The organism is Actinomadura spongiicola (assembly GCF_003432485.1).
GTDB lineage: Bacteria > Actinomycetota > Actinomycetes > Streptosporangiales > Streptosporangiaceae > Spirillospora > Spirillospora spongiicola.
Genome location: NZ_QVNQ01000003.1, coordinates 398,664 through 420,848, shown reverse-complemented (window position 1 = coordinate 420,848; position 22,185 = coordinate 398,664). Strand labels below are relative to the sequence as shown.

Here is a 22,185-nt window from a genome sequence, read left to right as displayed (position 1 = left end):
CCCGCGGACGCGTCAGCTCCGGGTGGACGGTTCGCGCCACCGGTTGGTGATGGGAAGACGGCGGTCGCGGCCGAAGTTCTTCGGGGTGATCTTGGGGCCGGGCGGGTACTGGCGGCGCTTGTACTCGGCGAGGTCGACGAGCCGGATGGTGCGTTCGACGAGGGCCGCGTCGTGCCCGGCGGCGACGAGGGCGTCGCGGCCCATGTCGCGTTCGACGTAGTCCGCCAGGACGGGGTCCAGGACCGTGTACTCGGGAAGCGTGTCGCGGTCGCGCTGACCCGGGCGCAGTTCCGCGGACGGCTCCTTCACGATGATCACCTCGGGGATCGGTTCGTGCGGGAACGGGTGCAGGAACGGCAGGTCGGCGCCCGCCTGGGCGTTGCGCCAGCGGGCGAGTTCCCAGACGGTGAGCTTGAAGACGTCCTTGATGGGGGCGAACCCCCCGGCGGAGTCGCCGTAGAGGGTGGAGTAGCCGGTCGCGAGCTCGCTCTTGTTGCCGCCGGTCAGGACGAGGTGACCGTGCTCGTTCGACAGGGCCATCCAGATGTTGGCGCGGACGCGGGCCTGAAGGTTCTCCGCGGCGAGACCGTGCAGGTCGAGTTGCCTCTCGAACGCCTCGACCATGTCGGCGATGGGGATCGTGCGGGCGTTGACGCCCTGCCGTTTGACGAGGTCCTCGGCGTCGACGACGGAGCCCTCGGAGGAGTGGCGGCTCGGCAGCAGCACGACGTGGACGTTCTCGGGCCCGATGGCGTCGGAGGCGATGGTGGCGACGAGCGCCGAGTCGATGCCGCCGGACAGTCCGAGGACGACGGAGCGGAACCCGTTCTTGCGGACGTAGTCGCGGGTGCCGAGGACGAGAGCGGCGTAGATCTCGGCCAGGTCGTCCAACGGTTCGGCGAGGGTCGGCGGCTCCGCCGGACGGTCGGGCAGGGGGGCCGCGGACAGGACGTGCCGGTCGATGGCGGCGTCGTCCGGGACGGTCGCGGGAGCGGCGGGCAGCGCCAGGTCGGTGACGAGGAGGTGCTCGACGAACTGCGGCGCGCGTGCGAGCGGTGTCCCGTCGGGGTCGACGACGACCGAGTCGCCGTCGAAGACCAGCTCGTCCTGGCCGCCGACCATGTTGACGTAGGCGAGGGCGCAGCCCGCCTCGCGCGCCCGCCGGGCGCACAGGTCGAGGCGGACGTCGTCCTTGTCGCGTTCGTAGGGGGAGGCGTTGACGGCGAGGAGCAGCCCGGCGCCCGCCTCGCCCGCGGCGCTGACCGGTCCGCCGTCCTGCCAGAGGTCCTCGCAGATGACGGTGGCGACATCGACGCCGTTGACGCGGACGACGGGCAGCCGGTCACCTTGCACGAAGATCCGGTACTCGTCGAACACGCCGTAGTTCGGCAGATGGTGCTTCGCCGAGCGGACCAGGACCTCACCGCCGTGCAGCCACGCGGCCGCGTTGAGCGGCGCGCCCGCGGGCTGGCCCGCGCGGACGGGCCCGCCGGTCCGCCGGTCGAGGTAGCCGGTGACGACGGGCAGGTCGCCGAGACCCTCGTCGGCGAGCCTGCGGGCCAGGCCCGCGAGGGCCCGCTGGGACGCCTCGACGAACGACGCGCGAAGCGCCAGGTCCTCCACCGGATAGCCGGTCAACATCATCTCGGGGAACGCGACCAGGTGCGCGCCCGCCTCGGCGGCGCGGCGGGCCCATTCCACGACTGTGTCGGCGTTGCCGTCGAGGTCGCCGACGGTCGAGTTCACCTGTGCGAGCGCGATCCTGAGGTGTGCCACGGTCCAAGGATAAGTGCCCGAAGCTTGTTTCGTCACTTTGACGAAAAGGAGGTGGTGGGCGCGGTGTCGTGGCGGCGCCTGATCGCGGGGGCGAGCGCGCACAGCCCGACCGCGGCGCCGAGCATCATGCCCGCGCAGGTCGGCCAGAGCAGGGACGCGCCGCCCGCGCCGAGCAGTTGGGTGCCGCCGAGCGGCGCCAGCAGAAAGCCGCCCGACCATGCCATCCCGTAGAGACCGCTGTAGCGTCCGTGCAGGTCGGGTGGGGCGAGGTCGGCGACGATCGCCTGCAGGACGGTCGCCGCGATGATCTCCCCGATCGTCCACACCAGGATCGTGGCGGTGTAGGCGGTGATGGAGGAGGCGAGCGAGGTGAGCCCGAACCCGATGCCGACCAGCACGCAGCCCGCCGCCATCACCAGGCTGTGGTCCCGGCGGGCGAGCCACGCGTTGACCAGCGGCTGCAGGATGATGATCAGAACACCGTTCGCGCCGATCGCGATGCCGTACGCCTCCGGGCCGAGGCCGTCCTCCTTCATCGCCAACGGCATCGTCGTCATGGCCTGCAGGAGCACGAACGTGTATGTCAGGGTGATCAGCGTGTATCCGACCATCACGCGGTCGCGGAGCATCCGACCGAATCCGGTCAGGACGCCCGAGGCGGCGCCGCCCCGCACGCGGGTCTCGGGAATGGCCCGCCACGTCAGCACACCGAACCCGGCGCACGTGATCGCGTCGATCCAGAACAGCCACAGGAACCCCTGCCGCGCCAGCGTCCCGCCGAGCACCATCGCGACGGCCCAGCCCAGGTTGATCGCCCAGAACAGCAGCCCGAACGCCCGCGGACGGTCCGCCGGGTCGATGATGTCGGCGACGATCGCCTGCGCCGCGGGCCGGTACATGTTGAGCAGCAGCCCGAGCAGCAGCGCCGCCGCGACGAGCGCGGCGAGCCCCTGGGCGTAGCCGAGCGCGAGCATCGCCCCACCGGAACCGATGGTCGCGAGCGTCAGCGTGGCGCGCCGTCCGATCCGGTCGGCGAGCGTGCCGCCCACGAGCGTCCCGGCGAGCGAGCCCGCGCCGAGGACCGCCATCACCATGCCCGCCTGCCCCAGCGACAGCCCGCGCATGGTCGTCAGGTAGAGGCCGAGGAACGGCTCCACCATGCTGCCGAGCCGGTTGAGGAGCGTCCCCGCCCACAGTGTCCAGAACGTCCGGGGGAGGCCGCCGACCCGGGGACGCAGGAACGCCGCGATCCGTCCCGACGGGGGGCCGACGGGAGCGCCTTCCAGAGTGGTCACTTGCACGATGGTCCGCGCGGCGCGCCGTACGCGGAACTGATTTAGCCTGAACTAAATGATCGAGTTCGTGTTCGCCCCGGACGACGTGGCGCGCGTCCGGTTCGCGTTCTCGCCGCTGTGGGAGTTGGTGCGCAGCCTGCGGGTGCTCGCCGACCCGTCCGGGCACGCCCTGCACCTGCCGTGGGTGCACGCCGTCCGTCCCCGGCTGCGCGGGTTCGACCTCGGACCGCTCGACGCGGTGGTCCGGCCCACCGGGTACATCCCGGACTTCCTCACCCCGCCGCCCGCCACCCCGTTACCGGACCTGGACGCCGAGCTGGAGACCGTCGGGGACACGCCACCCGAGGTCGTCGCGGCGGAGCTGCGCCAGATGGAGCACGGGAGCCGCCCGCCGCCCGCGTGGCACGCGATGGTCGACGACCCCGAACGCGCCCTCGACACGCTGGTCGAGTCGCTCGAACGGTACTGGGTCGCCGCCGTCGAACCGTACTGGACGCGCGTCCGCGACCTGCTCGAAGGGGACGTGCTGCGCCGCACGGCCGCGCTCGCCGCGCAGGGTGCCGCGGGAGTGTTCGGCGACCTGCACGAGGCGGTGTCCTGGGGGTCGGGGACGCTGCGCGTCGACCGCCGCTGGACGTTCCACGGCGGGCTGGACGGGCAGGGCCTGTTGCTCGTTCCGAGCGTGTTCGTGTGGCCGAACGTGTCGGTGATGGTGCCGCCCTACCAGGCGATGCTCAGCTATCCGCCGACCGGTGTGGCGACCCTGTGGGAGACGGGACGTCCGCCCGCCGACCGGAGGGACGCGCTCGCCGCGCTGATCGGCCGCCGCCGCGCCGAGCTGCTCACCGCGCTCGCGACGCCCGCCTCGACGGCGGAGCTGGCGCGGCGGTTGGGAGTGACTCCCGGGGCGGTCAGCCAGCACATCGGCGTCCTGCGCGCGTGCGGCCTGGTCACCGGTCACCGGCTCGGCCGCCGCGTCCTCTACGTCCGCACGGCCGCGGGCGACGCCCTCGCGGGCCCGTCAGCGCAGTGACGCGAGCGCGTCCAGGCGTCCCGGGGCGGGGCTCGCGCCGGGCGGCTCGTAGCGGCCCGACTCGGCGAGCCAGTCGACGTGGGCGCGGGGGACGTCCAGCAGCACCTTGACGACCTGCGCGGCGGCGGCGCGCTGCGCGACGGTGAGCTCCAGCCGGTCGAGCATCTCGGGGAGCCGGCGCGCGGCCGTCCAGGCGTCCTCCAGCCGGTCGGCGATCCTGCCGGCGACCAGGGCGGCGATCGTGTCGGCGTCGCCCGGGTCGACGCCGCGGGCGTGGGCCAGGACGGCGGGCAGGTCGTGGACGTCGCCGCGCGCCGCCTCCAGATCGTGCGAGGCGACGTCGTTGGACCAGGCCACCACGTCGGCGACGCTGTGCGCGAGGGTCTTCCAGCTCGGCGTCCGCAGCAGCCGCGCCGGAAGCTCGACGCCGAGAACGGGTTCCACCAGGTCGTACAGGAACGGGCCGCACGCCCGGCGGCGCAGCGACGCGAACTGCGCCTCCGACGGGACCTGCCGGACACGGCGGTTGACCGCCTCCTCCGCGCAGCCATCCCGGTGCGCCTCCAACTGCAACATGAACCGGCGGCGCCACTCGCGGCTCATGCCGGTGGACGTGACGTCCCACAGTTCCACCAGCGCGGTCTCCAGCGGGCGCGCCCCCGGCCGGGCGTGGCCGCGCCGCATCGCGCGCAACAGGTCGTCGTACAGCGCGTGGACGGCGCTGCCGCTGTCGGCGAGCGGCGGGTGGTCCAGCGTGTCGTCCAGCGCGAGCGTCCAGGTCAGCCAGCGGGCGAACAGATCCACGGCGGCGAGGTCGGCGGTCGGGAAGACCCGGGCGGCGAGCCGTTCGCAGCGGGCCCGGCCGAGCGGCGAGGTGTCCGGATCTCCGAGCACCAGCCCGCGCCCGCGCGCCCAGGTCTCCACCTGCGCGCCCAGCCGCCACGACTCCGGATGCATCGCCGACGGGGCGGCGGCCAGTGCCGGCACCCGGTCGGTCATCGAGAGAAGAAGAGAGATGTCCACGACCCTGACCACGTTAATGATCATTTCGTCGGGGGCGTTCGATCGGCACGTCAATTTTCGGGAAACCGATCGGCGGGGATGATCTCGGTTTCACCGTCGTTCGGTCTCCCGCTCGTGTGGACCGGCGTGGGATAGTTCGACGACCACCCACGTAGAACTCCACCCGATCGCTCCCCATCGAAGATCGCTCCCCCAGGAGGAAAAACGTGTCCGGACGGACGAGGCGTTGGGTATTGGGCGCGGGTCTCGCGGCGCTGACACTGACCGCATCGGCGTGCGGCGGCGACGAGGGCGCCACCGTGCAGGGTGTGAAGCTCATCGAGAAGGGCGCGCTGACCTCGTGCACCCATCTGCCGTACCCGCCGTTCCAGTTCGAGGACAAGAAGTCCGGCGAGGTCGTCGGGTTCGACGTCGACATCATCGACCTCGTCGCCAAGCGGCTCGGTGTCGAGCAGAAGATCGTCGACACGCCGTTCGAGACGATGCGGACGGGCTCGGCGCTCAACGCCGGCAAGTGCGACATCCAGATGGGCGGCATGACGATCAAGCCGGACCGGGTGAAGTTCATGGACGTGTCCGCCCCCTACTTCGACGCCACGCAGTCGCTGATGGCGAAGAAGGGCAGCGGCGTCACCTCGCTCGACGACGTCAAGGCCAAGAAGCTGAAGCTCGGCTCGCAGGCCGGCACCACGGGCGAGGAGTTCGTCCGCGGCAAGGGCCTCGACCCGCGCTCGTTCGACAACTCCAACGCCGAGCTGGACGCGTTGCGCACCGGGCAGGTCGACGTCATCGTCCAGGACGACCCGGTCGTCAAGGGCTGGCTGAAGGACCCGGCGAACGCCGCCTACGAGATCGTCGCGAACCTCAACACCGGCGAGCAGTACGGCATGTGGATGCGCAAGGGCCACAACCCCGAACTCGTCAAGCTCACCAACCAGGTGATCGCGCAGGCGAAGGCGGACGGCACCTACCAGCGGATCCACGAGAAGTGGATCGGGCCGATGCCGTCGGCGGGCGGCGGCTCGTGACGGCCGAGCCGGTCGAGGCGGCGGCGCCCGGCGGGCTGTCGCGCAGGCGCCGCCGGCAACTGTCGCTCGGCGGCCAGTACGGGCTGTTCCTCGCCGTGGTCGTGCTGGTCGCGCTGCTGGCCGACTGGGACAGGCTGCGCGCCAACTTCGCCAACCGGGACGTCGCCCGGGACCTTTTCCCCGACATCATCACGGTCGGCCTGCGCAACACCGTCGTGTACACCGCGGTCGGGTTCGGCATCGGGCTGGCGCTCGGCCTGGTCGTCGCGCTGATGCGGCTGTCGCCGGTCGCGCCCTACCGCTGGTTCGCGGCCGTCTACATCGAGATCTTCCGCGGCCTGCCGCTCCTGCTGATCTTCATCTTCATCACGGTGGGGGTGCCGCTGGCGTTCGGCTCCCCGGCGCCCGGCGGGGCCGTCGGGCAGACCGGTCTCGCACTCGGGCTGGCGGGCGCCGCCTACATGGCCGAGACGATCCGGGCCGGGATCGAGGCCGTGCCGAAGGGGCAGACGGAGGCGGCGCGGTCGCTCGGCATGTCGGCGGGCCGGGCGATGTCGTCGATCGTCATTCCGCAGGCGTTCCGGATCGTCATCCCGCCCCTCACCAACCAGCTGGTGTTGCTCTGCAAGGACTCCTCGCTCGTGCTGTTCCTCGGCATCGTCCTGGAGGAGCGGGAGCTCACCAAGTTCGGCCGCGACCTCGCGGGCCAGGTCGGCAACACCACCCCGATCATCGTGGCCGGGGTCTGCTACCTGATCATCACGATTCCGCTGAGCCTGCTGGCCCGGCGGCTGGAGGCGCGGCAGCGCCGGGGGCGGCGATGACGGCGGTGAAGACGGAGACGTCCGGCGGCGCGATCGAGATCGGCGGGCTGCGCAAGGCGTTCGGGGCGAACGAGGTGCTGCGCGGCATCGACCTGCGCGTCGCGTCCGGCGAGGTGGTCTGCGTCATCGGCCCGTCCGGGTCGGGCAAGTCGACGCTGCTGCGCTGCGTCAACCTGCTGGAGGAGCCGACCGCCGGGACGGTCAGGGTCGGCGGCGTGGACGTCACCGCCCCCGACGTCGACATCGACGCCGTCCGCCGCCGGATCGGCATGGTGTTCCAGTCGTTCAACCTGTTCCCGCACCTGACGGCGCTCGGCAACGTCGTGATCGCGCAGCGGAAGGTGCTGCGGCGGGGCCGGGCGGAGGCGGAGCGGATCGCCCGCGAGCAGCTGGAGGGCGTCGGGCTCGCCGACAAGACCGGCTCCTATCCGGCGCAGCTGTCGGGCGGCCAGCAGCAGCGGGTCGCGATCGCCCGCGCGCTCGCGATGGGGCCCGAGGTGATGCTGTTCGACGAGCCGACGTCCGCGCTGGACCCCGAGCTCGTCGGCGACGTCCTCGGCGTCATGCGCGGCCTGGCCCGGCCGGGGGAGGGACGGGGGATGACCATGCTCGTCGTCACCCACGAGATGGGCTTCGCCCGCGAGGTCGCCGACCGGGTGGTGTTCATGGACGGCGGCGTGGTCGTCGAGGAGGGCCCGCCCGCGCGGGTGATCGACGACCCGGCCCACGAGCGGACGCGGACGTTCCTGTCCCGCGTCCTCGACCCGGCGGCCGCCCGTGTCGGCGAGACCGACTAGCCCGAAGCCGGATTCTTGAAGGTTGCCTGAGTTGTCGGAGGAGCCCGGCTGGTCGGATATGTTCCGGACGGAGGTAACGTCCGAGGGGAACGTCCGGGAACGCCGCGCGTGCGTAACGTCGCGGTAACAGCGGCGGGGCATACTGCGACGTAGCGGCAGGCAGTATCGAGGGAGAAGTTGTGGACCGTCAGCAGGAGTTCGTGCTCCGAACGCTGGAGGAGCGCGACATCCGCTTCATCCGGCTGTGGTTCACCGACGTGCTCGGTTTCCTGAAGTCCGTGGCCGTCGCCCCCGCCGAACTGGAGGGCGCCTTCGGCGAGGGCATCGGCTTCGACGGCTCGGCGATCGAGGGCTTCGCCCGGGTTTATGAGGCCGACATGATCGCCAAGCCGGATCCGTCCACGTTCCAGGTGCTGCCCTGGCGGTCGGAGTCCCCGGGCGTCGGGCGGATGTTCTGCGACATCCTCATGCCGGACGGGACGCCGAGCTTCGCCGACCCCCGCTACGTCCTCAAACGGGCCCTCGCCCGCGCCGCCGACCTCGGCTTCACCTTCTACACCCACCCCGAGATCGAGTTCTTCCTGCTCAACGACAAGCCCGAGGACGGGCGCGAGCCCGAGCCCGCGGACGCGGCCGGATACTTCGACCACACCCCGCACAGCGCCGCGCACGACTTCCGCCGCAACGCGATCACGATGCTGGAGGCGATGGGCATCTCGGTGGAGTTCAGCCACCACGAGGGCGCCCCCGGCCAGCAGGAGATCGACCTGCGGTACGCCGACGCGCTCACCACCGCCGACAACATCATGACGTTCCGGCTGGTGATGAAGGAGGTCGCGCTGGAGCAGGGCGTGCACGCGTCCTTCATGCCGAAGCCGTTCACCGAGCATCCCGGCTCCGGCATGCACACCCACATGTCGCTGTTCGAGGGCGACCGCAACGCCTTCTACGAGCCGGGCGCCGAGTACAAGCTGTCCAAGGTCGGGCGGGCGTTCATCGCGGGGCTGCTGCGGCACTGCGCGGAGATCACCGCGGTGTGCAACCAGTGGGTCAACTCCTACAAACGGCTGTGGGGCAACGTCGGGTCCGCCGCCGGGGCCGGGGGAGAGGCCCCCTCGTACATCTGCTGGGGGCACAACAACCGGTCGGCGCTCGTCCGCGTCCCGATGTACAAGCCGCACAAGGGACACTCGACCCGCATCGAGTTCCGGTCGCTGGACACGGCCGCGAACCCCTACCTGGCGTTCGCGGCGATCCTCGGCGCCGGGCTCAAGGGCATCGAGGAGGGCTACGAGCTGCCGCCGGGCGCCGAGGACGACGTGTGGGCCCTCACCGTCGCCGAACGGCGCGCCCTCGGCATCGAGCCGCTGCCGCAGAACCTGGACGAGGCGATCCACGCGATGGAGCGCAGCGAGCTGATGGCCGACATCCTCGGCGAGCACGTGTTCGACTTCTTCCTGCGCAACAAGCGGCAGGAGTGGGAGGACTACCGCCGCCAGGTGACCGAGTTCGAACGCAAACGGCTCCTCGCCGTCCTGTGACACGGGCCGCCGGATTACGGTGGACCCCGTGACCGAGTCCCGGACTCCTGAGCGCCGCTCGTCCCTCGCCGGGCGCCTGGCGAGGCTCGGCTTCACCGACGCGGCCCGCGCCGAGCGTCTCCTCCTCGACGTCGAGAAGGACGATCTCCTCGACGTCCTCCTCGAAGCCCTGGGCGGCACCGCCGACCCCGACCTGGCGCTGGACGGGCTGCTGCGGCTGCTGCCGTCCGCCGACGAGAACGGCGCCGGCGGGGAACTCCGCGAGGCCCTGGCGGAGGAGGCGGGGACGCGGGAGCGGCTCACCACCGTCCTCGGGGTCAGCGCCGCGCTCGGCGACCATCTCGTCCGGCACCCCGAGCATTGGCGGGTGCTCCGGGACGGCGCGGCCCCGCCCGCCGGGAGCCCCCGCGACGACCTGCTGGCCGCCGTGGGCGCCGACCCGTCCGCCGAGGAGCCGGTGGCGCCCGGCGCGGGCGCGGAGACCCTCGCCGCGCTGCGCGTCGCGTACCGGCGGCGGCTCCTCGCGCTGGCCGGACGCGACCTGATCGGCGCCGCCGACGTCGCCGACGTCGCCGCCGAGCTGGCCGACCTCGCCGCCGCCGCGCTGGAGGCGGGCCTGGCGATCGCCCGCGCCGAGGTCCCCGAGCACGGTTCGTGCCGGCTCGCCGTGATCGGCATGGGCAAGTGCGGGGCGCGCGAGCTCAACTATGTCAGCGACGTCGACGTGATCTTCGTGGCCGAGCCGCGCGACGCCGGGTCCGGCGGGTCCGGCGGTTCCGAGGAGGCGGCCCTGCGCGCCGCGACCCGGCTGGCGGCGGCGATGATGCGGGCCTGCTCGGCCACCACCGCGGAGGGCGCGCTGTGGGAGGTGGACGCCGCGCTGCGCCCGGAGGGCAAGGCGGGCCCGCTGGTGCGGACCCTCGCCAGCCACCGCGCCTACTACGAGCGCTGGGCCAAGACCTGGGAGTTCCAGGCGCTGCTGAAGGCCCGTCCCGTCGCCGGGGACGCCGACCTCGGCCGCGACTACCTCGACATGATCACCCCGATCGTGTGGCGGGCCGCCGGCGGCGAGAGCTTCGTCGAGGACGTCCAGGCGATGCGCCGCCGCGTCGAGGCCGACCTGGACCGGCGCACCGCCGACGCCGAACGCCAGCTCAAGCTCGGGCCCGGCGGGCTGCGGGACGTGGAGTTCGCCGTGCAGCTGCTCCAGCTCGTCCACGGCCGCGCCGACGAGACGCTGCGCGCCCGCGCCACCCTCGACGCCCTCGCCGACCTGTCCCGCGGCGGCTATGTCGGCCGCGACGACGCGGCGGCGCTGGCGGCGGCGTACCGGTTCCTGCGGCGCGTCGAGCACCTCGTCCAGCTGCACCGGCTGCGCCGCACCCATCTCGTCCCCGACGACGAGGCCGACCTGCGCCGCGTCGGCCGCGCCCTCGGGCTGCGCGCCGACCCCGTCGGGGAGTTCACCGCGCAGTGGCGGCGCCACGCCCGCGAGGTCCGCCGCATCCACGAGAAGCTGTTCTACCGGCCGCTGCTGCTGGCCGTGGCGCGGCTGCCGGGACGGGAGGCGCGGCTCACCCCCGAGGCGGCCCGCGCCCGGCTGGAGGCGCTCGGATACGCCGACCCGGCGGGCGCGCTCCGGCACATCGAGGCGCTGACCTCGGGCGTGTCGCGGCGCGCCGCGATCCAGCGGACGCTGCTGCCCGTCATGCTCGGCTGGTTCGCCGACGCCCCCGACCCCGACGCGGGCCTGCTCGGGTTCCGGCAGGTCAGCGACGCGCTCGGCACCACCCCCTGGTATCTGCGGCTGCTACGGGACGAGGTGACCGTCGCCGAGCGGATGGCGTGGGTCCTCGGCTGTAGCCGTTACGCCACCGACCTGCTGCTCCGGGCCCCCGACGCGGTCGCGATGCTCGGCACCGACGCCGACCTGACCCCCCGCCCGTTCGAGGCGCTGCGCTCGGAGGCGCTGTCGGCGGTCCGGCGGCACGCCGAGGGGACGACGCCCGCCGAGGAGACGGTCGCGGTGGTGCGGGGGCTGCGCCGCCGGGAGCTGTTCCGGGTGGCGGTCGGCGACCTGCTCGGCCTCGTGGACGTCCGGGAGGTCGGGGAGGCGCTCACCGGCATCGCCGCCGCCACCGTCGAGGCCGCGCTCCGCGCCGCCGTCACCAAGGTCGAGGCGGAGTCGGGACGGCCGGTGCCGACCCGGATCGCCGTGATCGCCATGGGTCGGTTCGGCGGGCACGAGCTCGGCTACGGCAGCGACGCCGACGTGATGTTCGTCCACGACCCGGAGCCCGGCGCGGACGAGCGGGCCGCGGGCCGCGCCGCCCACGCCGTCGCCGAGGAGCTGCGCCGCCTCCTCGCGCTGCCCGCGCCCGACCCGCCGCTGGAGATCGACCCGAACCTGCGTCCCGAGGGGAAGCGGGGGCCGCTCGTCCGGACGTTGGCGTCCTACGCCGCCTACTACGCCCGCTGGTCGCAGCCGTGGGAGGCGCAGGCGCTGCTGCGCGCGGACCCGCTGATCGGCGACCCGGAGCTGCGCGACCGGTTCCGTGACCTGATCGACCCGGTCCGCTGGCCGGAGGGCGGCGTCGATGACGACGCCGTCCGGCAGATCCGGAGGTTGAAGGCCAGGATGGAGTCCGAGCGGCTGCCGCGCGGCGCCGACCGGCGGCTGCACACCAAGCTCGGGCCCGGCGGGCTGTCGGACGTGGAATGGGTGGCGCAGCTCCTCCAGCTCCAGCACGCCCACGAGGTCCCCGGGCTGCGCACCACCCGCACGCTGGACGCCCTCGACGCCGCGGTGGCGGCCGGGCTCCTGGACGCCGAGGACGCGGCCGTCCTCGCCGAGGCGTGGTGCCTGGCCACCCGCATCCGCGGCTCGATCATGCTGGTGCGGGGCCGCGCGTCCGACCTGCTGCCCAGCGACCATCACCGGGAGCGCAGCGCCGTCACCCGGGTGCTCGGCTACCCCGGCCCGGGCGACCTCCTGGAGGACTACAGCCGGCACGCCCGCCGGGCTCGCGCCGTCGTGGACCGGGTCTTCTACGGCGCCGACTGACGCGCCCGGCAACGCCCCCCGCCGATACGACCGACCCCACGTACTCCTGGAGATGTACGTGGGGTCGTGAGGAGGCGGCGGTATCGATCAATATCGGGTGGCTCCGCCCGCGGTCGCGGAGCTTCGCGTGGCGGCGCCCCGCGTGGCCGCGGTGGCGCCCGGACGCGCCTCGCGGGTGGTGGGACGGGCCCGCAGCGCGACCCGGTCCGAGACGTGGGCCCACGCGACGACCAGGGGTTTCGGGCATCTGGTGTAGAGGATCCACGACACCCACAGCGCGCCGCCGACCAGTGCCGTCCCGGCGACCGCGTCCAGCAGGTAGTGGTTGGCGGTGGCCAGGATCACGTACACGGTCGTGACCGGGTACAGCGCTCCGAGCGCCTTGGCCCACTTCTGGGTCGCCAGCTTGGCCAGGATGAGGCCGCACCACAGCGACCATCCCGCGTGCATCGACGGCATCGCCGCGTACTGGTTGGTGAGGGTGCCCGACGCGTCGCTGGCGTACAGGCCGAGCGAGTGCAGCGCCGTCACCGGGTCGACGAAACCCTCGCTGTGCAGGAACCTCGGCGGAGCCAGCGGGTACAGCCAGAAGCCGATCAGCGCGAGACCGGTGGCGACCATGATGGACGTGCGCAGCCAGCGATAATGCTGCGGCCGATAACGGTACAGCCACAGTACGACACCGAGCGTCACGATGAAGTGCATCGTGGCGTAGAAGACGTTCGCCGTACGTGCCAACCAGGGCACCGAGAGGAGCGTATGATTCAGGTACAGCTCGATGTCGATTCCGAGCGCGCGTTCGGCTCCGAGGATCTGGTCGGCGTGGGCGAACGCCGGTCCGGTGCCGTCCTGAACCAGGACGATGCGCGTCAGCGTATATCCGGCATAGAAGAGCACGACCAGAAGAAGCTCACGCCACACCGGAGGCGCGGTGAGCACCCGTCGCCGCGTCGTTGCGGCCGCTGTGTGGGGGGGCGGTTGAGCCATGGTACCTATCTTTGCCGCACGGCCCCCTGATTGAGATCACCGCGACGAATGGTCTTCGTCTCAGACCTGAGTAGTACGACCCCGATGCGGTGTCCGGACTTTCGGGGGATGGGCCTCGGGGACACCTCCCCCTCCGCTTCCCCCGCGTGGAGCCTATGGAGTTGATCAGGAGTCAGCATAGGAGCCCCCGGGTAGGTCAGCAGCGCCCCCCACGACACGAACGGGGGGACGAATGAGCCGCTTTTGGGTGATAGTTGGCATTATCACCGTCGGCGCCGCAGCAGTGGCCGCTTCCGGCCTGTACTACTCCGCCGGCGGTACCCGCGCACGCCAGGCGGCGTTCACCAGTCTACCGAGCCCGGCCGAGGCCGCGACCGTCGGAGCACCGGACTGGAAGCGGTGCGCCGGCCTGCCGAAACCCCCACGTGGCGCGAGCCCGCCACAGTCCCAGTTCCGCTGCGCGACGCTGTCGGTGCCCCTCGACCACTCCAGGCCGTCCGGGGAGAAGATCGACATCGAGTTGATCAGGGTTCCGGCCACCGACCGGCGGCACCGCATCGGCTCGCTGCTGTTCAACTTCGGCGGCCCGGGCGGTGACGGCGTCGACACCCTCACGCAGGTCGCGGGCCAGTACGCCGCCCTCCGCGCCCGCTACGACCTGGTCGGTTTCGACCCGCGCGGCGTCGGGCGCAGCGCTCCGGTGCGGTGCGCCGGGGCCCGCCAGATGGACCGGCTCCTCGCCCAGGACGACAGTCCCGACACCGCCGCCGAACGAGCGGCCTACCTTCACGGCCGCGCGGCGTTCGTGAAGGAGTGCGAGGCCCGCTCCGGCAGGCTCCTGCCCCATGTCGGCACCGTGAACGCCGTCCACGACCTGGACCTGATCCGTGCGGCGCTCGGCGACGACAGGTTGCACTACTTCGGGATCTCCTACGGCACCTGGCTCGGCGGCGCCTACGCGCACCGGTACCCGCACCGGGTCGGTCGCGCCGTCCTCGACGGCGCGGTCGACACCACGATCGGCGGCGCCGACCTCGCGCTCCAGCAGGCGGCGGGGTTCCAGCGCGCCCTCGGCGACTTCGGGACGGCGTGCGCCCGCCTCGGCCGCAGGTCGTGCCCCCTCGGTTCGGACGGCCCGTCCGTGGTGCGGTCCGTGGGACGGATCCTCGACCGGCTCGACACGAGAACGCTGCCGACGATCAGCGGCCGGAGGCTCACCCAGAGTCTCGGCACGACCGGGGTGATCGCCGGACTGTACTCCCGGGACGCCTGGCCGTACCTCGCGCAGGCCCTCGTCGACGCCGTCAAACGCCACGACGGCACGCTCCTCCTCCTGCTCGCCGACGCCCAGAACGGCCGCCAAGAGAACGGCGCCTACACCAACCTGACCGCCGCCAACACCGCGATCACCTGCGCGGACGGCACCGACCGGCACGGCCCCGCCGACGTGCGGCGCCTGCTTCCGGCGTTCCATCGCGCCTCGCCGGTCTTCGGGACGTCCATGGCCTGGGCGCTCCTGCAGTGCTCGGGCTGGCCGGTGCCGGGCGACGACGCGGCCCGCGCGGTCTCCGCGCCGTCCGCCGCGCCGGTCCTCGTCATCGGCAACACCGGCGACCCGGCGACCCCCTACCGGTGGGCGCACGCGCTCACGAGGGAACTGGGCGGACGGGCCACGCTCCTCACCCTCAAGGGGGAGGGGCACGGCGCCTACGACACCGGCGACCGGTGCGTCCGCGCGGCCGTCCACGCCTATCTACTTCACGGAACCGTCCCGCGCGCCGGAACCACCTGCGGTTGACGGGCCGCCTGCCCGAAGATTCCTGTTTTTGGCAACATTCACCATTGCTCCTCCAGGGCGGTATGGACTGGTCTAGACCATTAAGCCCGAGGGAGGGAACAGCATGAACCACAGCGGCCGCGCCCTGCTGTCCGTCGCCGTGATCACGGCGGTCGGGCTGGCGCTGACCCCGCCCGTCCAGGCGCAGCAGCCACCCGGACGCGGCGGCGGCTGCGACCCCGACGCCCAGCTGGCCCGGATGACCGACGCCGAGAAGGTCGGCCAGATGGTCATGGCGTCCACCGGCGCCGACGCGGACGACCTGCCGACCGAGAACGCCCGCCGCGCCGTCCAGGAACTGAAGATCGGCTCGATCCTCACCCACGAGCCGGCCACACCCGACCGCGCGGCCCGCTACGCCAACCAGATGCAGCGCTGGGCGCGCGACACCCGGCTGGGCCTGCCGCTGCTGATCTCCGGCGACTTCGAGTTCGGCACCACCCACAACGTCCGCCTGGGCACCACGCCGCTGCCCAACGCCATGGGCCTCGGCGCCGCCCGCGACCGCGACCTCGCCCGCGAGGCCGCGGTGATCACCGCGGCGGAGGCCCGCGCGATGGGCTTCCACTGGAACTACGCGCCCGTCGCCGACGTCAACACCAACCCCGCCAACCCGATCATCGGGGTCCGGTCGTTCGGTGAGCGCACCGCCCTGGTCGCCGACCTCGTCGAGGCGCAGGTCCGCGCCTACCGGCGGGCCGGGACGATCGCGACGCCCAAGCACTTCCCCGGGCACGGCGACACCGAGTTCGACAGCCACCTCCAACTGCCGACCGTCACCTACGACCGCGCGACCCTGAACGCGGTGCACCTGCCGCCGTTCCGCCGCGCCGTCGAGGCGGGCGCCGACTCGATCATGACGGCGCACGTCGTGGTCCAGGCCGTCGACCCCGAACTGCCCGCCACGCTGTCGCCGAAGGTCCTGACCGGCCTGCTCCGCCAGGAGATGGGGTTCGACGGGCTCATCGTCACCGACGCCATGGACATGGACGCCATCGCCAAGAACTGGGGCACCCGCGAGGCCACCGTCATGGCGATCAACGCGGGCGCGGACGTCGTCATGGCCACCGGCGACTACGCGACCCACGCCGAGGCCGTCGACGCGCTCGCCGACGCCCTGCGCGACGGATCCCTGAGCGAGGAGCGGGTGGACGCGTCCGTGCGCCGCGTCCTCGCCCTCAAATGCAAGTACCGGGTGGCGGACCAGCGCTACGTCGACCCGAAGACCGCCGAGAAGGTCTCCGGGAACCGCCACTTCCAGCGCCGCGCCCTCGACATGGGCGTCGCCGCCACGACCCTGGTGAGGAACAACGGGGAGATCCTTCCCTACGACCCGGACTCGGGCGACAGGACGCTCGTCGCCGGGGCCGTCCAGACGCAGGTCCTCGCCGACGAGATCGCCGCCGTCGCGGACGGCCCGGTGGACGCCTGGCAGTCCGCGACCACCGACCCGACCGACGCCGAGATCGCCGCCGCGGTCCGGCGCGCCGCGTCCGCCGACCGGATCCTCGTCGCCACGTTCTCGTCCGGGAAGCTGCCGCCGGGCCAGGCGAAACTCGTCGACGCCCTGCGTGCCACGGGCAAGCCGGTGGCGGCGATCGCGATCGGCCTGCCGTACGACCTCACCTCGTACCCGGACGTCCAGGCGTACATCGCCACTTACGGGACGACCGCGCGCACCCAGCGGATCGACCTGACCATGCACAAGGCCGCCGCCCGCGTCGTCTTCGGCGAGCAGCCCGGTGGACGCCTGCCCGTCACGATCAAGGGTCTCTACCCGTACGGACACGGCCTCCGCTACTGACCGCTCGTCCGGGTGCGCCGCCCCCCCGATCGGCGCACCCGGACGGGCTCACACGACCTGGTCGACCCGCATCGGCTCCCGCAGGGCGTTGCCGACGGTGCAGTACTTCTCGTGCACCCGCCCGGCCACGGCCCGCAGCACGTCCGCGGCCTTCGCGTCGCCCTCGGGCAGCTCGACGTCATAGGTGACAGTGATCGTGCCGAGCGTGCTCGTCGCGACCTTGTCGGCCTGGACCCGCGCGGCGAGCCGCACCATCCGGTGCCCGCGCTGCACGGTCAGCGGCTCCACGGTCACCAGCTCACAACCGCCGAGCGCCGCGAGCAGCAACTCGACCGGCGTGAACACGCCCTCCTCGCCGGAGTCGCCGATGGCGACCCGCGCGCCCCGGTCGTTGACGGCCTGAAACCCGTCTTCGGTCCGCTCCACCCTGACCTCGGCCATCGCCGTCCCTTCTGATCGCCTGGTTTCCCGCTCAACAGCCCCTCTCGGCGCGTTCTTCCCGCGCCGCCACGGTCCGGCGCGCACGCCGAAGCGCACCCTTGCGCTCGTCCGTCACCCCGCCCCCAACTCGCGCACTCCGCCACATGACTTCGGCACTCCCACCTAGCCTGAAACCATGGACGATCTCGTGGGAAGACGCACCGGCGAGCGCATCCAGGTTCTCCGTGAGCGCAAGGGACTTACTCGCCCTACGCTCGCCGGGCTCGTCGGCAAGTCCGCGTCCTGGCTCAAGGGCATTGAGACCGGCCGCCGCCTACCACCTCGCCTGCCCACCCTGGTCAGGCTGGCCGAGGTGCTCGGTATCGGAGACGTCGCTTTGCTCGCGGGCACCGACATGGACATCGGCGACGCCGCGTCCATCCCGCTCGCCTCGTTCTCCCGCATTCCCCACGCGGCGATCCCGGCGATCCGCGACGCCGTCCGTGACCCCATGCTCACCGTCACCAGGTCACAACTCGACCTCCAGACACTGACCAGCCGCGTCTCGCAGGCGTGGCGGTTGTGGCACGGTTCGCCCACCCATCGCACCGACGTCGGCCGCGTCCTGCCCGCACTCCTCCGCGACGTCCGCCTCGCCGCGCGCCAGGACCACGACCGCAGGGCGGCCAACGCGCTGCTCTCGGACGTGTACGCCCTCGTGCAGCACGAACTCGTCTGGGCGGCCGAACCCGAACTGATCTGGGTCGTCGCCGACCGTGGCGTCGCCGCAGCACACACGGCGGACCGGCCGATTCCGCTGGCGGGCGCCGCCTGGACGCTGGCGATCGTCCAACGCTCCATGGGCGACCTGGACGGAGCCCTCCACCTTGTCAACGAGGCGGCGGGGATTCTCAGGCCCCGGCTGGAGGACGGCCCAACCGAACTTCAGGCCATGTACGGCGCGCTCCACCTGCACGCCGCCACGACGAGCGCCCGTGACGGCCGGGAGGGCGACGCACTCCGCTACCTGGACGAGGCCCGCGCGACGGCCGACCGCCTCCCCACCGGCTACCACCACCCGTGGACGCAGTTCGGCGTGTCCAACGTGGCCGTCCACGAGGTCTCCGTTCGCGCTGACCTTGCCAAGACCTCGGCCGCCCGAGAGGAGGCGCAGCGGATCGACCCCGACAGCATTCCGAGCCGCGAGCGGCGCGCCCGCCTCATGGTGGAGACGGCCCGCACCTACCACCAGCGCCGCGACTACTCCGCGGCGCTCGACTGGTTGGAACGCGCCTACCCGGTCTGTAACGACTCGGTGCACTATTCACCGCAGGCGCGGCAGATCGCCTCTGACGCCGTCGACCACGGCGGCCCGATGATCGACCGCCGCGCCCGCACTTTCGCCCACCTCCTCGACCTTCCCGTCTAGCCGCACCGCGCATCCCGTCGCAGGGGCGCACACTGCACCCTCCCGCCAACGGGCACGTTCCGCGCCCGTCACCACCCCGCACCGGCAACAAACTCTCCGTGACGTTACGGACACAACATGGAGAGGCGTACGCATGCCGGGAATCAACGAGCCACCAACGCTTTACGCGTGGGACGTCCGGGCGGCGGATGCCGGTCGGAGCGGGGTGACCGATGATCGGGACGCTGCGATCAGGCATGTTCATCAGGCGCTCCGCTGTATCGACAGTAGGGCGTCGGGGGAGGTGCGGAGGGTCGCGCTCGCGCCGGACGGCAGCGCCGCCTATATCGACCTGCGCACCGTGGGGGAGGCGTGGCGGGACGCGGCGACGGGCGCCATCGTGTGGCGCGGCGAATGAGCGCCCACCTCGACGCCCTCGCCGACGCCCTCGCGTTCGCGGGCTGGACGTGCGTTCCGCGCTACGACGAGGCCACGCCGCTGCTGCGCGTCTTCTCACCGTCGCTGCCGATGATCGGCGAGAGCATCAGCGTCAAGGCCGGGGTGGGCGGCGTCCCCTGGTTCATCTCCTCGACGGGCGACCCGCTGCGGCCCTGTCACGACGTCCCTGGGGCGTGCGTGGAGGTCTCGGTGCGTCTGGCGCCGCTCGTGGCGGACGCGCGCTCCCTCAGGTTCCGCTCCCGACGGTGGCGCGATCGGATCTTCGTCCTCACCCGGTGTAGGGATCGGTGAGCGGCACGGTGATCGAGAAGGAGATCCACACATCGGGCGGTAAGTGAGGGCGGCCCGGGATCGGTCTGCGCTCCTCCGTCCATCGGGAGATTCCTACCGGATCCGGGCCGGGGGGCGGCGCCTCGCGTCGGCCGCGTCCTCAGCCGGTCGTCACGGTCAGGTCGGGGTCCGTGGTGAACTCCGCGGCGGGCACCTTTGTGGACCGGACGATTCGTGGGGCGTCGGAGGACTGGTGGTCGCGTATGCGGATGCGGCGTCCGCCCGCGACGTACAGGTGCGGAGTGCCCGGCGGGGTCGAGGTGGTCTGTTGGCCGTCGCCGCCGGAGAAGACGCAGCCGGAGAACACCACGTCGGTGCCGCCGGTCATCGTGACGACGCCGCGGTGCAGGGACGCGCTGGGGTGGCCGGTGGAGCCCGGTTTGCCCATCCCGTTGAAGAAGAAGACGTCCCTGAAACGCAGGAACTTGCCGCCGGTGATGATGAGCTGGCTGCCCCAGGTCGGGTTCCCCTGCTGCGCCTCCAGGCGGGCGCCGGACACGACCAGCCCGCGACCGCCGTCGACGCGCATCGGGGTGACGTTGTGCTTGCCGGTCACGAAGACGGGGCCGATGTTGGACTTGCTCAGATGCGGCAGCCGGATGTGGTACCGCTCCCCCGGGGGGTGGTTGGGGGAGTCCAGCAGCATCCCGTCGGGCCAGTAGTTGTTGTCGCTGCCCCAGAGCTTGAACTCGGTGTCGTAGCAGTTGTTGACGTCCCAGTACCCCGAGAACGTCACGGCGGTGTGCGCGCCCCAGATGACGTGCTTGAACAGGCTGAACCCGAGGTTCTCCAGGTGGCTGGCCCACAGCACCGTCTGTTGGTCGGTCTTGTCGACGAAGAAGGTCGTCTCCTTGTTCCCCTCGAACGATAGGTTCTTGATCGAGATGCCTTTGAGCTGGGAACCGGTCATGTCCAGCCACCCCGACCCCGGGACGTTGACCTTGACCTTGCCGTTGTAGCGGAACTCGCTGCCCGAGACGGGCGGCCCCGCCAGCGCGAACCCGTCGAACATCATCCGGCGCTTGGCGAAGACGTACTGCCGGTGCTGGGCGAGCAGGATCGCGGGCTTGTAGGTCTGCGCGGCCACGTACGACAGGGCCTTGGTGAGGCGCTGGTCGTCCGAGGTGCCGGCGAAGTCCTCCAGTTTGACGGAGTCGACCACAGCGGGCTGCTCCCTTCCGGTGGTGAGCGTCCGCCTTCACGACGAATTCGCGGACATGTCAGGGGAAGGATGTCCGCGTCGACGCTTGATCAGTGGCCGGGTCAGTGCAGACCAGCGACTTCGCCAGGGTGTTGTCCACCGTTCGGTGACCGCCACCAGGCCGGTGGCCGGACACCCTCGACGGTCATCGACGGGTTGCTCAGGTAGAGGCGGTACACCAGGCTGCGGAAGTCCTCGGCGACGGGGCCGCGGCCGAACCACCTGCCGAAACCGGTGGGTTGCCTGGGCAGGTACTTCATGGACTGCCAGAGCCGGCGTCGACCACCGTCCCAGTGGACCACGGCGAAACCGAACCCGGCACGCGCCCTCCGCGAAACGGTGATCGCGGTGAGGCGACGCGCGTCGACGTCGAACCGCTGCCCGAACCCCGTGATGCGGAGGCGGCCGTCGGTCGACAGCACGACCCGCTGCGCGGGGAGGACACCGACCGCGGATCCGACAAGGGTCGAGGCGAAGATCAGCAGCCCGTCCGGTAGCCGCGAGTCCAGGGCCAGGAGCCACAGCGGTACCAACGCGCTCACGACCGCGAACGCGACCGTCAGGGCCACGCCGTGGGGGAGGAAGGCCCGATAGTGGGGTGAACCCCTCATCTCAGCCGGTTCCGGAATCTTGGTCACCTCAGTAGCGTGACGCGACCGCGGTCGAGGCACAAGTGACGCGGGGCCAGGCGGTCGCGACCGCCGGGCCCTCCGCCCCACCTCCCGGACGCTCGGATGTCGTAGATCTGATTCGCCACCTCGTGGTGATCTTTAGTGACCGCGACCACAGGAGGCGGAGGCCGAGTGGGGCTGTTCGGACCATGGCTTGGAGAAGCCATTGAATTTTCAGCTTACGACATATATTGAATTTTCATCTTACGGCGTATCGAGGGAGGTCGGAGGTGGCGCCTTTGCTGGAATGTTCCCTGTCGGGCATTGCGGTATTAACGTGGCATTGTGGAGTCTGGCCAGTAAGGACCCGATCCTATCGAGGAGGGATTTGACATGGCCGGACCGGCCTATCCTGGTTACGACTTCACGCAGCCCCCGGAGATGAAGGGGCAGGGCAACGACGTGAAGAACTGGCAAACCCAGATGAACAAGCGTGGGTTCAATCTCAAGGTCGACGGCATCTACGGCCCGAAATCCGAGGACGACTGCAGGGATCTCCAGAAGATGGCACGACTCGAGGTGGACGGGATCGTTGGCCGCAAGACCTGGCATGCCACCTGGAACGCCGAGATCACGCTGCCCGTGTAGCCGTCGCTCACCACAAAGCGTGCCGGAACTCTGTTTCGGCACGCTTTGTTCTTTCCCGCGCCGTTCCCGGGACGTGCTGCACGGGAAGGACAATGACGG

18 protein-coding genes are annotated in these 22,185 nt (G+C 71.6%); 11 read left to right on the top strand and 7 right to left on the bottom strand.

Annotated features, from left to right (window positions below; all coding sequences use genetic code 11):
• Nucleotides 1–12: 12 nt before the first annotated feature.
• Nucleotides 13–1,776 (bottom strand): NAD+ synthase, encoded by a 1,764-nt coding sequence (locus D0T12_RS10675; RefSeq protein WP_117399344.1) that lies wholly within the window; start codon nucleotides 1,774–1,776, stop codon nucleotides 13–15.
• Between the two features lie 32 nt (nucleotides 1,777–1,808).
• The gene (locus D0T12_RS10670) at nucleotides 1,809–3,071 is read right to left on the bottom strand and encodes an MDR family MFS transporter (RefSeq protein ID WP_233525962.1); all 1,263 of its coding nucleotides are present in this window, start codon (nucleotides 3,069–3,071) and stop codon (nucleotides 1,809–1,811) included.
• 55 nt (nucleotides 3,072–3,126) lie between these two features.
• On the opposite strand from D0T12_RS10670, the gene D0T12_RS10665 reads away from it, so the two are divergent.
• On the top strand, nucleotides 3,127–4,104 hold the full coding sequence (locus tag D0T12_RS10665) for a winged helix-turn-helix domain-containing protein (RefSeq protein ID WP_117399343.1): 978 nt from the start codon (nucleotides 3,127–3,129) through the stop codon (nucleotides 4,102–4,104).
• Here the strand turns inward: D0T12_RS10665 and D0T12_RS10660 are convergent.
• The gene (locus tag D0T12_RS10660; RefSeq protein ID WP_233525961.1) at nucleotides 4,093–5,103 is read right to left on the bottom strand and encodes a terpene synthase family protein; all 1,011 of its coding nucleotides are present in this window, start codon (nucleotides 5,101–5,103) and stop codon (nucleotides 4,093–4,095) included. The two genes, D0T12_RS10665 and D0T12_RS10660, sit on opposite strands and share 12 nt — an antisense overlap.
• A 230-nt stretch (nucleotides 5,104–5,333) precedes the next feature.
• Here D0T12_RS10660 and D0T12_RS10655 point away from each other — a divergent pair, with 230 nt between their 5' ends.
• From D0T12_RS10655 to D0T12_RS10635, 5 genes are all read left to right on the top strand, one after another.
• On the top strand, nucleotides 5,334–6,155 hold the full coding sequence (locus D0T12_RS10655) for a substrate-binding periplasmic protein (RefSeq protein WP_117399342.1): 822 nt from the start codon (nucleotides 5,334–5,336) through the stop codon (nucleotides 6,153–6,155).
• Entirely contained in the window at nucleotides 6,116–6,979 is an 864-nt protein-coding gene (locus D0T12_RS10650) for an amino acid ABC transporter permease (RefSeq protein WP_117399341.1), read from the top strand. The genes D0T12_RS10655 and D0T12_RS10650 overlap by 40 nt, the downstream gene beginning before the upstream one ends.
• On the top strand, nucleotides 6,976–7,776 hold the full coding sequence (locus D0T12_RS10645; protein ID WP_117399340.1) for an amino acid ABC transporter ATP-binding protein: 801 nt from the start codon (nucleotides 6,976–6,978) through the stop codon (nucleotides 7,774–7,776). The genes D0T12_RS10650 and D0T12_RS10645 overlap by 4 nt, the downstream gene beginning before the upstream one ends.
• 179 nt (nucleotides 7,777–7,955) lie before the next feature.
• Nucleotides 7,956–9,317, top strand: a complete 1,362-nt coding sequence (gene glnA / locus D0T12_RS10640) for a type I glutamate--ammonia ligase (RefSeq protein ID WP_117399339.1) — start codon at nucleotides 7,956–7,958, stop codon at nucleotides 9,315–9,317.
• 28 nt (nucleotides 9,318–9,345) lie between these two features.
• Nucleotides 9,346–12,381, top strand: coding sequence for a bifunctional [glutamine synthetase] adenylyltransferase/[glutamine synthetase]-adenylyl-L-tyrosine phosphorylase (locus tag D0T12_RS10635; protein ID WP_233525960.1), 3,036 nt, complete (start codon nucleotides 9,346–9,348; stop codon nucleotides 12,379–12,381).
• 87 nt (nucleotides 12,382–12,468) lie between these two features.
• Here the strand turns inward: D0T12_RS10635 and D0T12_RS10630 are convergent, their stop codons facing one another.
• Complete coding sequence (locus tag D0T12_RS10630; RefSeq protein ID WP_233525959.1) at nucleotides 12,469–13,368, bottom strand: phosphatase PAP2 family protein; 900 nt, start codon at nucleotides 13,366–13,368, stop codon at nucleotides 12,469–12,471.
• Between the two features lie 247 nt (nucleotides 13,369–13,615).
• On the opposite strand from D0T12_RS10630, the gene D0T12_RS10625 reads away from it, so the two are divergent.
• Both D0T12_RS10625 and D0T12_RS10620 read left to right on the top strand, forming a co-directional pair.
• On the top strand, nucleotides 13,616–15,166 hold the full coding sequence (locus D0T12_RS10625; protein ID WP_233525958.1) for an alpha/beta hydrolase: 1,551 nt from the start codon (nucleotides 13,616–13,618) through the stop codon (nucleotides 15,164–15,166).
• 103 nt (nucleotides 15,167–15,269) lie between these two features.
• Nucleotides 15,270–17,009, top strand: coding sequence for a glycoside hydrolase family 3 protein (locus tag D0T12_RS10620; protein ID WP_117399336.1), 1,740 nt, complete (start codon nucleotides 15,270–15,272; stop codon nucleotides 17,007–17,009).
• Nucleotides 17,010–17,057: 48 nt separating this feature from the next.
• Here D0T12_RS10620 and D0T12_RS10615 read toward each other — a convergent pair whose 3' ends face one another.
• The gene (locus D0T12_RS10615) at nucleotides 17,058–17,450 is read right to left on the bottom strand and encodes an OsmC family protein (RefSeq protein ID WP_117399335.1); all 393 of its coding nucleotides are present in this window, start codon (nucleotides 17,448–17,450) and stop codon (nucleotides 17,058–17,060) included.
• Between the two features lie 175 nt (nucleotides 17,451–17,625).
• Here D0T12_RS10615 and D0T12_RS10610 point away from each other — a divergent pair, with 175 nt between their 5' ends.
• Together D0T12_RS10610 and D0T12_RS10600 are read left to right on the top strand one after the other, a co-directional pair.
• Complete coding sequence (locus D0T12_RS10610; RefSeq protein ID WP_117399334.1) at nucleotides 17,626–18,858, top strand: helix-turn-helix domain-containing protein; 1,233 nt, start codon at nucleotides 17,626–17,628, stop codon at nucleotides 18,856–18,858.
• 393 nt (nucleotides 18,859–19,251) lie between these two features.
• Nucleotides 19,252–19,587 (top strand): hypothetical protein, encoded by a 336-nt coding sequence (locus D0T12_RS10600; RefSeq protein ID WP_117399333.1) that lies wholly within the window; start codon nucleotides 19,252–19,254, stop codon nucleotides 19,585–19,587.
• Nucleotides 19,588–19,726: 139 nt separating this feature from the next.
• Here D0T12_RS10600 and D0T12_RS10595 read toward each other — a convergent pair whose 3' ends face one another.
• Nucleotides 19,727–20,788 (bottom strand): hypothetical protein, encoded by a 1,062-nt coding sequence (locus tag D0T12_RS10595; protein ID WP_117399332.1) that lies wholly within the window; start codon nucleotides 20,786–20,788, stop codon nucleotides 19,727–19,729.
• Nucleotides 20,789–20,889: 101 nt separating this feature from the next.
• Nucleotides 20,890–21,465 (bottom strand): hypothetical protein, encoded by a 576-nt coding sequence (locus D0T12_RS10590; protein WP_158581463.1) that lies wholly within the window; start codon nucleotides 21,463–21,465, stop codon nucleotides 20,890–20,892.
• A gap of 366 nt (nucleotides 21,466–21,831) precedes the next feature.
• Here D0T12_RS10590 and D0T12_RS10585 point away from each other — a divergent pair, with 366 nt between their 5' ends.
• Nucleotides 21,832–22,086, top strand: a complete 255-nt coding sequence (locus D0T12_RS10585) for a peptidoglycan-binding domain-containing protein (protein ID WP_117399330.1) — start codon at nucleotides 21,832–21,834, stop codon at nucleotides 22,084–22,086.
• The last annotated feature ends 99 nt before the right edge of the window (nucleotides 22,087–22,185 follow it).

Coding starts and splice junctions, on each gene's coding strand:
- D0T12_RS10585 (WP_117399330.1), top strand. CDS start 21,832: ATGGCCGGACCGGCCTATCCTGGTTACGACTTCACGCAGCCCCCGGAG.
- D0T12_RS10645 (WP_117399340.1), top strand. CDS start 6,976: ATGACGGCGGTGAAGACGGAGACGTCCGGCGGCGCGATCGAGATCGGC.
- D0T12_RS10615 (WP_117399335.1), bottom strand. CDS start 17,450: ATGGCCGAGGTCAGGGTGGAGCGGACCGAAGACGGGTTTCAGGCCGTC.
- D0T12_RS10665 (WP_117399343.1), top strand. CDS start 3,127: ATGATCGAGTTCGTGTTCGCCCCGGACGACGTGGCGCGCGTCCGGTTC.
- D0T12_RS10630 (WP_233525959.1), bottom strand. CDS start 13,368: ATGGCTCAACCGCCCCCCCACACAGCGGCCGCAACGACGCGGCGACGG.
- D0T12_RS10660 (WP_233525961.1), bottom strand. CDS start 5,103: ATGACCGACCGGGTGCCGGCACTGGCCGCCGCCCCGTCGGCGATGCAT.
- D0T12_RS10610 (WP_117399334.1), top strand. CDS start 17,626: ATGGACGATCTCGTGGGAAGACGCACCGGCGAGCGCATCCAGGTTCTC.
- D0T12_RS10620 (WP_117399336.1), top strand. CDS start 15,270: ATGAACCACAGCGGCCGCGCCCTGCTGTCCGTCGCCGTGATCACGGCG.
- D0T12_RS10600 (WP_117399333.1), top strand. CDS start 19,252: ATGAGCGCCCACCTCGACGCCCTCGCCGACGCCCTCGCGTTCGCGGGC.